Raw genomic sequence first — 12490 nt, forward strand, 5'->3', positions numbered from 1 at the left:
GACTTACACATCAACCACTATTCCTTTCTAGCTACAAAAGAAATTATTCCAATTATTAGTGTAATACAAGGTAATATGAGCCATAATGAACTCCTTTCAAAGAAATCGGAAAATTCATTCACAAAAATCATGTTTTTTGAAATATACATAAACATAAAAAAAGAACTCACCAATAGAATGGCTTCTGAAACATTTATATTTTTTCTTTGTTTCAATATAAACCCTCCTTATCAAATTTTGACTTATTTAAAGAAAAAATTGATTTTTTTATTATTTTTTTGTGCGATAAAATAGTACATGAAGTAAAAAAATAAAATAGGAAAAGGGGTTTTGTAATGAAAAAAGTATTTTTTAAAGTATCTCTCTTACTTAGCTTCACTCTAGTCTTATTTATTTTTAGTTCACAAGACGTATCAGCTAATGCATTTAATCTTGAGCTAGTAAGTTCATCAAAAGTAGATTTTGAAAACTTATACATCAAGAAATCAGATGGATCGATAACTGCTTTTGATAATATTAAAGAGATGCGACTGCATTTAAATTATATCAATTCAAACGGCTATGCTCCAGAATTTACTACCTTAGCAAGATAAGGACATAGACTAATAGGAACTCAATATAAAAACAGAGTATTCTCGGGTTATTCAAAGTTCACACCTTTTTGGACAAAAGCTTCACTTTATACATTAACAAATAATCAATCAGAAAGCTTTGCTGCAACAACTAATACTGATTGGGGAAGCATTAATTTCTCATTTTCTAAATCGTATGGTGTTTCTACAAACATACCAGCAGATTCAACAAAATATAGTAGATTAGCAGGTTACGCAGATTTAAAAATTGAAAGATACTATGTAAGTTTGCCTAACTTACATAGCGGTTATTACAAAACAGAAGTGAATGTTCAAAATATTTATATTGATTCAATATACCAATAACGCAAATATCACTTCTCAGGCTGTAGACAAAGTCAGTTTATTTATTAGCGACTATTTTAAACGCTATTGTTTTAGAACTTTCTAAACGACCTTTTCAATTATTATTACTGGCTCATACAAGTAACCAGTATCCGCCAGATATCTCTAAGGGGCTTATTAGATAGCCCTTTTTTTAATATGAACATTATTGATAATAATGTATTTCCGAGCATAAAATGATAAAATATTAGGAAGCGAAGGAGTGCATTCTTGCAGGGTATTCTTGCAGGTATTTTAACGTCTGTCGATGTCGTCGGTTTATTTGTATTAATTCCAAATGTAAAATATCGATTTTTTTTGGCCATGTGGACAGCAACGTTACATATGCTTTTTCCACTACTTGGCTTTGAATTAGGAAATTACTTAGTGCGGTTTTTATTAGAGTGGGGCCAATGGATTTCGTGTATTTTATTATTTAGCATTGGATTACATTTGCTTTTGTTTTCCAGTAAAAATGAGAAAATAACCATTTCACCAGTTTTATTAGCTGTGACTGCTAGCCTAGATACCTTTTCAGTAAGTGTTTCTTTTGGTATGCTTAACTTAGAAAAAACAATTTTTATTATTAGTGCTGGATTGAGTGCTTTTCTTTGTGCATATGGGGCTTTAGTTATAGCTCGCAGAAGTCAGGTTATTTTGGGGAACAAAATTCAAATTATTGCAGGGATTGTTTTTATCATTATGAGTATTTTAGCACTCCGAAAATAATAAGGAAGGTGATAAGTGTGAATATATTATTTGTTTGTACCGGAAATACTTGTCGCAGTCCGATGGCAGAGGCTATTTTAAAGCAGAAGCAAATCGACAATGTTCAGGTTCGTTCTGCTGGGATTTATGCAATGCCGAACGCTGAAATGTCAGCACATGCGCAGCAAGTTTTAAATGAAGCGAATATGGCACATCAACATGCAGCTACACAATTATCGATGGCTGAAATAGAGTGGGCCGATTTGATTTTAACAATGACAACAGCACACAGAGATACGATTATTGCAAACTATCCAAACAAAGAAGAAAAAGTTTTTACATTGAAAGAATATGTGCATGAAGGAAGTTTAGAAAATGTTGTTGACCCTTACGGCGGTAATAAAGCCATATATGAAGAAACATTTGCAGAACTAGAGAAATTAGTAGAACAGTTAGTTAAAATACTTGAGAAGAATTGAGGGGCACTATGAAAAAACAGTTTGGCTTACGACTTAAATTAGTATTATTTGTAAGTATTCTAGCACTGATCACTTATAGTATCAGCTTTGTATTCATTGAATTTATACAACCTACTTTTTTCCCAGAGATTAATCGTAAGCTATTTGAAGTGATTACTTATTTATTAGGGATTATATGGTCAGGTATTTTAGCTGCAATTTTCAGTGTTATTTTAATCAAGCCTTTACAGCGTCTTGAATATTCTGCTACACGCGTTGCAGAAGGAAAAATTGGACAGGATGTAGTGATGCCAAAAACGAACGATGAGATTCGTTCAGTGGCAATAGCATTCCAACAAATGGTGTTAAATTTACGCCATATGGTGGAAAGTATCGATCAAAACTTTCAACAAACAAATCAATCAATTATTAAGTTATCCGATGAAACCGCTGTAGCAACAAAGAAAGCTGATGGTATTGCGGTGACAGTAAAACATATTTCCGCAGGAGCAGAAGCGTCAGCTACAGCAGTGCAAGATACAGCAGAAGCGATTGAGGATGTGCGCACATTAGCAACAGAAGTAAATACGAGAGCAGAACAGTCTGCAACGCAATCGAAAGAGATCTTACATAATTTAACTAATACAACAAAAGCGATTGAAACGTTAGTTAACAGCATTCAACAAATTGCGGCTGGCAACAATGAAGCACTAGAAAGTATTCGTACATTAGAAGATAATGCTGGACAAGTTGAACGTATCATTAGTTTAGTAGGCGACATTGCAGCACAAACAAATTTACTCGCATTAAATGCATCTATTGAAGCAGCACGTGCAGGGGAACATGGCAAAGGCTTTGCTGTTGTGGCAGAAGAAGTTCGTGGTTTGGCCGATGAAAGTGCAAAAGCTGTTCAAGGAATTACGACACTTATTCAATCAATGCAACATAATGTTGAAGTGGTTGTGAAACAAATGAATCAACAGGTAGCATTTGCAACGAAAGAGGCCGCACGTGTCTCCGAAACAACGACTGCGGTTGAAGGGATGTCATCAAGCGTCCATGAAATGGCAACAGCAATCGTAGAGATTTCTTCATTAATTGAAAAACAGATGCACAATATTGAAACAACTGCTCGACAATCTCAGGAAGTAGCAGCAATTGCTCAAGAAACATCAGCAGGTGCACAGGAAGTAAGCAGTGCAACTGAAGAGCAAGCACATGCAATTGAACAAGTAGAACAACTTGCGCAAGATTTGAAAAAACAATCCGAAGCATTGCATAAAATGATTCTACAATTCGATAGAGAAGCGTAGCAAAAAAGCATTCAATAGTATAGGCAAATGAAAGACTGTGGACAGGCTCAAAAAAACGAGCTTATCCACAGTCTTTTCTATTGATAAACCAATTACGCGTTGTGAGGGGATATGACCGTTATTAACAGGTACAATTGAAAAAATATTGAAATAGTATGTCCACTGTAGTTGAAAAGGTAGAAAAACTTCAGAAGAGGGAATATTACAACAAAAGACCATTACCCGAATTTATTAACAGGATATTCACATTATCCACAGGAAATTGACTTAAAAATGAACGTTTTTAAGTCTAATTACAAGAAATGTTCGTCTTTTAGGAGAAATCAGCATAAAATTGCAACAAAAATCATGTTATTCTTGAAAGAGAAGTGGTAAACTAATGTTGACTATAATTCGAAATGAGGGAACCCAGTGAGAATAGCAATTTCTTCTGATCACGGAGGCAATAACTTACGTCGTGAGATTATGCAACTGTTAGATGAGCTTAATATTAGCTACGAAGATTTTGGTCCACAATCTGCGGATTCAGTAGACTATCCTGATTATGCAAAGCCAGTTTCTGAAGGTGTTGCTAACGGGGAATTTGATAAAGGCATTTTAATTTGTGGCACAGGGATTGGCATGTCCATCGCTGCGAACAAAGTAAAAGGCATTCGTTGTGCATTAGTGCATGATGTATTTAGTGCTAAAGCAACACGTTGCCATAATGATTCAAATATTTTAGCGATGGGTGAGCGCGTAATTGGCCCTGGCCTTGCACGTGAAATTGCTCAAACATGGCTTGAAACAGATTTTGAAGGTGGTCGTCATACACGCCGTGTGGAAAAAATCGCTGAATTAGAACAGTAATACAAGATCGTTTTCAGCCGTTCACACAAAAACAAATAGGTAGTGACAGTCTCGCACTGTCACTCTTACCTTAGCTTGACGCCTAGCGTAAATAAAAGACATTAAAATAAGGGGCTGAGCTTAATGGTTGTGCAACAAATCCAAACGCAATTGACTCAGTTACTCAGTGAATTCGAAGAGCAAGTAGTATTACGACCAAAGACTATTTTTGTCGTAGGCTGCTCTACGTCTGAAGTGATTGGTCAGAAAATTGGCACAGCAGGTGCACTTGAAACAGCAGAAGCAATTTTTGAGCCATTACAGGCATTTGCCAAGAAACATCAGCTATATTTAGCGTTCCAAGGCTGTGAGCATATCAATCGAGCGATTACGATGGAAGCTTCAGTTGCAGAACAGTTGGGCTATGAACCAGTGTCCGTTATTCCTGTTCGCACTGCAGGCGGGTCGATGTCAGCTTATGCCTATACAAAATTGGAAAGCCCAATAGTTGTAGAAGCGATACGTGCACATGCAGGTATTGATATAGGCCAAACTTTAATTGGTATGCATTTAAAGGAAGTAGCTGTTCCAGTTCGTACATCAGTGCGAACAGTAGGAGAAGCGGTTGTCACAGTAGCAACAACACGTCCAAAACTAATTGGTGGCGAACGTGCTGTATATAAATAACTCTACTTCTGTTGTCAGAGGTACATGTAAATAACGATTATACTTAGGAGGCTTTTTCAAACATGGCATACGAAAAATTAGCAGTACAAGACAAAGCAGTATTAGATGGGATTTTAGCTGAGAAAAAACGTCAACAAGCGAATATCGAGTTAATTGCATCTGAAAACTTTGTATCTGAAGCAGTAATGGAAGCACAAGGTTCAGTTCTTACTAACAAATATGCTGAAGGTTATCCTGGAAAACGTTACTATGGTGGCTGTGAACACGTAGACGTAGTAGAAGATATTGCACGTGATCGTGTGAAAGAACTTTTTGGGGCAGAGTATGCCAACGTACAACCGCACTCTGGTGCACAAGCAAACATGGCTGTATACCATACAATTTTACAACCAGGTGACACAGTGCTAGGAATGAACCTATCACATGGTGGTCACTTAACACATGGTTCGCCTGTAAACTTCTCAGGTATCCTTTATAATTTCGTAGAGTACGGAGTAACAGAAGATACACATGTTATCGATTATGAAGATGTTCGTCAAAAAGCATTAGCACACAAACCAAAACTAATTGTAGCTGGTGCATCTGCATACCCACGTGAAATCGATTTCTCTAAATTCCGTGAAATTGCAGACGAAGTAGGCGCTTACTTCATGGTGGATATGGCGCACATCGCTGGATTAGTAGCGGCAGGAGAGCACCAATCACCAGTTCCTTACGCTGATTTTGTTACATCTACAACACATAAAACATTACGTGGACCACGTGGTGGTTTAATTCTTGCTTCAAAAGAATGGGAGCAAAAATTAAATAAATCTGTATTCCCTGGTATTCAAGGTGGACCATTAATGCATGTTATCGCTGCAAAAGCAGTCGCATTTGGAGAAGCTTTACAACCTGAATTCAAAGACTACGCTAAACAAATTAAAGCAAATGCACGCGCTTTAGCAGAAGTGTTAATCGAAGAAGGTGTTGAAATCGTATCTAATGGTACTGATAATCACTTATTACTACTAAACGTAAAATCTCTTGGCTTAACTGGTAAAGTTGCAGAGCATGCATTAGATGAAGTAGGTATTACAACAAACAAAAACACAATTCCATACGATACAGAATCTCCATTTGTTACTTCTGGTGTTCGTATTGGTACACCTGCAGTTACATCACGCGGCTTTAAAGAAGAAGATATGAAAGAAGTAGGCGCAATTATTGCAGCTGTACTGAAAAACCCAGAAGATGAAGCTGTAAAAGCTGATGCAAAAGATCGTGTTAAAGTTTTAACTGATAAGCATCCATTATACGCATAATTAGTATTGTTTAATTATAGGCTGTGCCTTAAGGTGTTGTTCACTTTAGGCACAGCCTTTAGTTTTTATGGAATGAAGCCGACTAGATGAAACTGCAAAACTATATTTTTTGCTTATATAAAAATAAATTCATCTTATTTTTGGATTTTTTTACATAAATATAGGATAAAAGGTTATATTATATTGGATGAGGACAATTAATGTCCCGAAGAAGAATTGTTTTTTTGCAAAAGTGACAATTTATCGAATTTTTTATGTACAATATAAAGGAGTAGAATTGATGGATATAGACGGGAGGGGTTGGATGGTTACTAAATCTATGGACGTACAAAAAAATATTTTATTAACGACAATTCGTAACTTAGGTGAACAATCTAAAGAAAGCTACGTTATTTTGGACGCTAATACTAATTTCATAGTAGAGTGTAATAATTCTTTTTGCATGCTTACAAATGCAATACGTTCACAGATTCTAGAAACAGATTATTTTGCGATGTTTTCAAGTGAGTTACAGACGACAATGCTTGAAAAAATAAAAGAGAAAATACATAGTGGAGCAATGGCGACAGAAAAGTTGCACCATCATCGCTTCGAACAGCCACCATTTTGGGCAGAAATGCAAACCCTTCCTTTTCAAAATGATGATAATGTTACATTATTCGTGTTAATAATTGTGAAGGATATTACGTATTATCATACTGAAGATTTTATAGCGGAATTAGAGAAAACCGTTTATGAGGCAATAGAAAAAGACCAGCCATTTTATAAAAAAATGGACACTATTTGTAGCAAAATAAATCATTTTTTCACGCCATATGTGTTTAGCTCAGTTCTTATTAAAACAGAGTCAAATCAATTACAAGTTTTTACGTCTAGTAGTGTTCGCCAACATGTGCCTCAGCTTTTCGAAATGAGTGACTTCTATCGAAAGGTAATGCAACAGGAAACACCGATAATCGCTTATAAACTAGATGAGGTTGCTATTCCAATAGAATTTAAAAATTTTGCTAACCTAACAAATAATCACTCGGGATGGTTTGTACCTATTCGCAATCAAAAACAACAAGCAATCGGACTTTTTGCAATATTTTCTCAATACCCAGGGGAAAGTGTATTTTTTAACAATGTGTTTCAAAAAATAGGAGCACTCGTTGCATTAGCATATTCGTATGCGAAAACACAGAAAAAAATATGGGATTTAGCATATAAAGATATTACGACGGGCTTACCAAATCGACATAGCTTCTTAAATAAGATGGAAAAGGAAGAGCAGCGAGGGCGAATAGGCTTTATTAAAATAGTAAAACCAAGTGAATTTCATCAAGTTGTTGAATTATATGGGCGAGAAGCAGGGGATGAATTATTAAGGCAAATGGCCAGACGTCTTCAAGAACATAACCATGATTTGAAAGAGTATATTGCTAGATTCACAAGTTCTAGTCTTATTATTTCACAATTGACACCTGATGAAGAGCTCAATGATTATGAGCTTCGCATAAAAGAATTAACGCGCCAGCCTTTTATTATAAATGGTAAACATATGTATATTACATTAAAGACAGGAATTTCTTCTTTTGATAAAGATATTAAAATTGCAGATGCAATAAGATTTGCAGATAATGCATTATCTTATGCGGCCAACAAGCCAGGGACACATATGGAGATTTTTACGAAGGAACGCAATGATTTACTAGAACAACAAATGACGGTATTAAATCATTTATCCCAAGCACTTAAAAATAAAGAGATTTCAGTAAATCTACAACCAAAAGTAGATTTACGAACGGGGGAAATTCAAAGTATTGAAGCGCTAGCTCGTTGGCATTCTCCAGTGCTCGGCTTTGTATCACCAGCAATGTTTATACCTGTTGCTGAAAATGCAGGGAAGGTTCGTGAAATTGACATACAAATTTTAGAAATTGTTCTTGCTTGGCTAGCGGAGCGTCAACAATCGGGGAAAAAGTTAGTGAAAGTCGCGGTCAATATATCGCCTGATCATTTTTACTATCCTCATTTTGTAAGGGATATCCGACTTTTAGTTGAAAAATATAGGATTAGCCCAAGCAATATTATTTTAGAAGTAACTGAAAATATCGGCTTAGTAGATTTTCAAACCGCATTTGCCATTATTCAAGAATTAAAGAGCTATGGCTTTAAAACATCAGTGGATGATTTTGGGACGGGTTTTTCCTCACTTAGTTATTTACAAAGATTGCCGTTCACGGAGTTAAAAATAGATCGTAGCTTTATTAATGATATAAATGATGCAGCGACATTGGCAATTGTCCGTTCAATCATTCAGCTTGCCTTAAATTTAGGCATGACATCTGTTGCAGAGGGAATCGAAAATGAGGAACAGGTTGAGATATTACGTGCGCTTGGTTGTAAGGTCGGACAAGGTTACTTCTATTATAAACCGATGGCGATTGAGCAAGTTGATTCTATACTTGATGTATAATTTGCTTCTATTTGTAGCAAACACTCTGGAAAAGGGAATATCTCGAATTTATTTTTGAGACAGCTCATGTTTTCTGTTATACTAGTTGAGATAAAAATGAAATCCGAACGGTTAGGAGAGAACCCCTTTGAGCAAAGTATACGTATTTGATCATCCACTAATCCAACACAAGTTAACTTATATTCGTGATAAAAATACAGGAACAAAAGAATTTCGTGAGCTAGTTGATGAGGTCGCAACATTAATGGCATTCGAAATTACGCGAGAAATGCCTGTAGAAGAAATTGAAATTGAAACACCAGTAACAATCGCAAAAACAAAAGTTCTTTCAGGGAAAAAACTTGCAATTGTCCCAATCTTACGCGCAGGTATTGGTATGGTAGATGGCGTATTAAAACTAATTCCAGCTGCGAAAGTTGGTCATATTGGTCTTTACCGTGACCCAGAAACATTAAAACCTGTTGAGTACTATGCAAAACTTCCAGCAGATGTGGAAGAACGCGATTTCATTATTGTAGACCCAATGCTTGCTACGGGTGGTTCAGCAGTGGAAGCTATCAACTCACTGAAAAAACGCGGTGCGAAAAGCATTAAATTTATGTGTTTAATTGCTGCGCCAGAGGGTGTAAAAGTAATTCAAGATGAGCATCCAGATGTGGACATCTATATTGCAGCACTTGACGAAAAGTTAAATGATCATGGATATATCGTTCCAGGTCTAGGTGATGCTGGTGACCGTTTATTCGGTACGAAATAATAAGTAGGAAATTGCCCGAAAAGCAATATCGTTTTCCTACAGCAACTTTATAGCATTTGAAAGCGTCCTTCATTATTGAAGGACGTTTCATAGTATGTTTAGGCAATTAGGTCTCACTTATTTTGGATGTAGACCATAACGCTTGATGTACAATATAACCAAAGGACGGTGCAAATCGTTTTGACGAAAAAATGGAAAGTGATGACGATTTTCGGTACGAGACCAGAGGCGATAAAAATGGCCCCGCTTGTATTGGAATTACAAAAACATCCCGAGCAAGTGGAATCAATCGTGACTGTAACAGCACAACATCGCCAAATGCTTGACCAAGTATTAGAAACATTTAAAATCACACCCGACTACGATTTAAATATAATGAAGGATCGTCAAACGCTAATTGACGTGACAACAAATGCATTACAAGGTTTAGATAAAGTCATGAAAGAAGCGCAACCTGATATCGTTTTAGTGCATGGTGATACGGCGACAACATTTATCGCAAGCTTAGCAGCATTTTATAATCAAATTGCGATTGGACATGTTGAAGCAGGTCTTCGAACTTGGAATAAGTATTCACCTTACCCAGAGGAAATGAATCGTCAGTTAACAGGTGTCATGGCTGATTTGCACTTTGCACCAACAGAAGTATCGAAGAAAAATCTTCTGGATGAAAATAAAAATGCGGATACTATTTTTGTCACTGGTAATACGGCTATTGATGCATTAGCTACAACAGTGAGTGAGCATTATACACATCCCGTGTTAGAAAAAATAGCAAACGATCGCATGATATTATTAACAGCACATCGCCGAGAAAATCTTGGTGAGCCAATGCGCCATATGTTCCGAGCGATTACACGGATATTAGCTGAACATGATGATGTTCAAGTTGTCTACCCAGTGCATATGAACCCTGCTGTTCGAGAAATTGCCAATGAAATATTAGGTGATAATGACCGAGTGCATTTAATTGAACCTCTTGAAGTGTTTGATTTCCATAACTTCGCTGCGAATTCTTATATGATCTTAACAGACTCTGGTGGTGTGCAAGAAGAGGCGCCGTCATTAGGGAAACCAGTTCTAGTTCTTCGTGATACAACAGAACGTCCAGAAGGAATCGCTGCTGGAACTTTGAAACTAGCAGGAACAGAAGAGGAAACAATTTATTCTCTTGCAAAAGAATTACTAGAGAATAAAGATGCATACGAAGCTATGGCAAAAGCCTCTAATCCTTATGGCGATGGACATGCTTCACAGCGAATCGTGGAAGCGCTCTTGAATTTTTTGCAAAAAGGCAAGTAATATATCATTTTGACTTCTAAAAAATAAGCAAAAAGAACTAAAATTCTTTGCTGAGCTAATTTACGAGCATATCTATGTCGTAAATTAGCTTTTTTTTGCATTATTCTAAAAAAGTTTTTATAATCTATGAAAGTTCATACACAAATTTGTCAACAATTTGACAAGAGTATAGTAGCTGTGAAGTTTTTCTCCTTTACTAATTGACTTCAAATATCTCCTATTGTATGCTTACAAAGGGTAAGAATGATAAGGGTTTCAATTCGTTGATAGACGTTGAAACACTTGTTATATCAAGTTTCTACTAAATTGACAGTTCAAACCATCGCTGTCGATTTGCAACGTTTTGTGCGTTTCGGTAAATCACCGAATCAGTAAGGGGTGTAAGGCATTATTAGGAATTTACACCTGTAATTTCATTCAAATGACTCTCCCATTACTATTCCGCTGTGAGTAGTGTTTTTCACTGCTCTTTTCTGATTTCACAAAGTGGTCAGCAAACGTTTTCTTTACTCGAAAAAATGATTCAGGAGACTACAAACCAATGCTAGATTTGCATCACATTTTTGCTGTGCAGAAGAGAGCGTTATTTTTTTTGCTCGCACTTTGCGCATTAGGCTGGGGCTTTACGTCCTTTCAAACAGTTTTTGCGGGCATCGCAATCGGTGCATTTTTTGGTACGTATAATTTTTGGATTTTGGTTCGCCGTATGGAGAAGTTTGATCGTTCCATTAGTGAAGGGAAGAAAATAGGTTCACTTGGTACAGCACTGCGTTTTGGATCAGGTGTAGCGGCAGTCGCTATAGCCATTTCGTTGCCAAACTATTTTCACTTGATTAGCACGGTCATAGGGCTAATGATTCCGTACGTAGTTCTCTTTGTCGAGAGAATTGTATCTCATGTAAGGAACCACTAATTGTGCTTTATTAGAAAGAGAGGTGAAAAATAACAATGAATCATGAAGCTCCGTTAGTAACCATAGGTTTTTTAACATTTAACTTATCTACAGTGATGATGTTACTAGTTGCAGCAATAGTCGTATTTTTAATCGCTGTTATCTCAACTAGAAACTTAAAGTTAAAACCGACTGGTATGCAAAACTTTATGGAATGGATTATGGATTTCGTAAAGAATATCATCAAAAGCAACATGGACTGGAAAACTGGTGGACGATTCCACATTCTAGGTATCACACTTATTATGTTTATCGCAGTATCTAACTTATTAGGTCTTCCATTCTCTATCGTCTATGACCATGAACTTTGGTGGAAATCGCCAACAGCTGACCCAACGGTTACAATGACTCTTGCAACAATGATTTTAGTATTATCTCAATACTATGGTATCAAAATGAAGGGTACAGGCCATTATGTTGGTACGTTCTTCAAACCAATGTCATTTATGTTCCCACTAAAAATTATTGAAGAGTTTGCGAACACTTTAACATTAGGTCTGCGTCTTTACGGTAACATTTATGCAGGTGAAATTTTACTTGCATTAATCGCAGGTTTAGCCGTATCAGGTCCTTTAGGGTTCGTAGGTGCAATTGTTCCTATGATGGCATGGCAAGGTTTCTCTATTTTCATCGGCTTTATCCAAGCCTTTATCTTCACAATGTTAACAATGGTTTACATGGCTCATAAAGTGAGCGATGACCATTAATATAAAGCATAAAATTTATGCTTGAACCAAAAAAACAAACAATTCCAAGGAGGAAATTTT

Annotated in this window: 13 protein-coding genes; 12 read left to right on the forward strand and 1 reads right to left on the reverse strand. The window is 36.4% G+C overall.

Annotated features, from left to right (window positions below; translation table 11 throughout):
• Nucleotides 1-17 precede the first annotated feature (17 nt).
• A complete protein-coding gene (locus tag FH508_RS02680; protein ID WP_173478618.1) occupies nt 18-215 on the reverse strand; it encodes a hypothetical protein in 198 nt (65 codons plus the stop codon).
• A 120-nt stretch (nt 216-335) separates the two neighbouring features.
• Between FH508_RS02680 and FH508_RS02685 the strand changes: the two genes are divergently transcribed.
• The 12 genes from FH508_RS02685 to atpB all read left to right on the forward strand — a co-directional run bounded on the left by FH508_RS02685 (nt 336) and on the right by atpB (nt 12430).
• Nucleotides 336-593 (forward strand): hypothetical protein, encoded by a 258-nt coding sequence (locus FH508_RS02685; protein WP_173478617.1) that lies wholly within the window; start codon nt 336-338, stop codon nt 591-593.
• A 594-nt stretch (nt 594-1187) separates the two neighbouring features.
• Complete coding sequence (locus FH508_RS02690) at nt 1188-1685, forward strand: manganese efflux pump MntP (protein ID WP_173478616.1); 498 nt, start codon at nt 1188-1190, stop codon at nt 1683-1685.
• A gap of 17 nt (nt 1686-1702) precedes the next feature.
• The gene (locus FH508_RS02695; RefSeq protein WP_173478615.1) at nt 1703-2143 is read left to right on the forward strand and encodes a low molecular weight protein arginine phosphatase; all 441 of its coding nucleotides are present in this window, start codon (nt 1703-1705) and stop codon (nt 2141-2143) included.
• Nucleotides 2144-2151: 8 nt separating this feature from the next.
• Nucleotides 2152-3435: a methyl-accepting chemotaxis protein gene (locus tag FH508_RS02700; RefSeq protein WP_173478614.1), complete on the forward strand. Its 1284-nt coding sequence runs from the start codon at nt 2152-2154 to the stop codon at nt 3433-3435.
• 411 nt (nt 3436-3846) lie between these two features.
• A complete protein-coding gene (rpiB, locus tag FH508_RS02705; protein ID WP_173478613.1) occupies nt 3847-4284 on the forward strand; it encodes a ribose 5-phosphate isomerase B in 438 nt (145 codons plus the stop codon).
• A 123-nt stretch (nt 4285-4407) separates the two neighbouring features.
• Nucleotides 4408-4950: a TIGR01440 family protein gene (locus tag FH508_RS02710; RefSeq protein WP_173478612.1), complete on the forward strand. Its 543-nt coding sequence runs from the start codon at nt 4408-4410 to the stop codon at nt 4948-4950.
• Between the two features lie 62 nt (nt 4951-5012).
• The gene (gene glyA / locus FH508_RS02715) at nt 5013-6254 is read left to right on the forward strand and encodes a serine hydroxymethyltransferase (RefSeq protein ID WP_173478611.1); all 1242 of its coding nucleotides are present in this window, start codon (nt 5013-5015) and stop codon (nt 6252-6254) included.
• 304 nt (nt 6255-6558) lie between these two features.
• Nucleotides 6559-8712, forward strand: a complete 2154-nt coding sequence (locus tag FH508_RS02720; RefSeq protein WP_173478610.1) for an EAL domain-containing protein — start codon at nt 6559-6561, stop codon at nt 8710-8712.
• 127 nt (nt 8713-8839) lie between these two features.
• Nucleotides 8840-9469, forward strand: a complete 630-nt coding sequence (upp, locus tag FH508_RS02725; RefSeq protein ID WP_173478609.1) for a uracil phosphoribosyltransferase — start codon at nt 8840-8842, stop codon at nt 9467-9469.
• Nucleotides 9470-9649: 180 nt separating this feature from the next.
• Nucleotides 9650-10771: a non-hydrolyzing UDP-N-acetylglucosamine 2-epimerase gene (wecB, locus tag FH508_RS02730; RefSeq protein ID WP_173478608.1), complete on the forward strand. Its 1122-nt coding sequence runs from the start codon at nt 9650-9652 to the stop codon at nt 10769-10771.
• A 541-nt stretch (nt 10772-11312) separates the two neighbouring features.
• The gene (locus FH508_RS02735; protein WP_139860289.1) at nt 11313-11684 is read left to right on the forward strand and encodes an ATP synthase subunit I; all 372 of its coding nucleotides are present in this window, start codon (nt 11313-11315) and stop codon (nt 11682-11684) included.
• Between the two features lie 35 nt (nt 11685-11719).
• Nucleotides 11720-12430 carry a F0F1 ATP synthase subunit A gene (atpB, locus tag FH508_RS02740; protein ID WP_139860291.1) on the forward strand — a complete coding sequence of 237 codons (711 nt, stop codon included), beginning with the start codon at nt 11720-11722 and terminating at the stop codon, nt 12428-12430.
• Nucleotides 12431-12490 lie beyond the last annotated feature (60 nt).

This window comes from Lysinibacillus sp. CD3-6, from assembly GCF_006351725.2.
Taxonomy (GTDB): Bacteria; Bacillota; Bacilli; order Bacillales_A; family Planococcaceae; genus Lysinibacillus.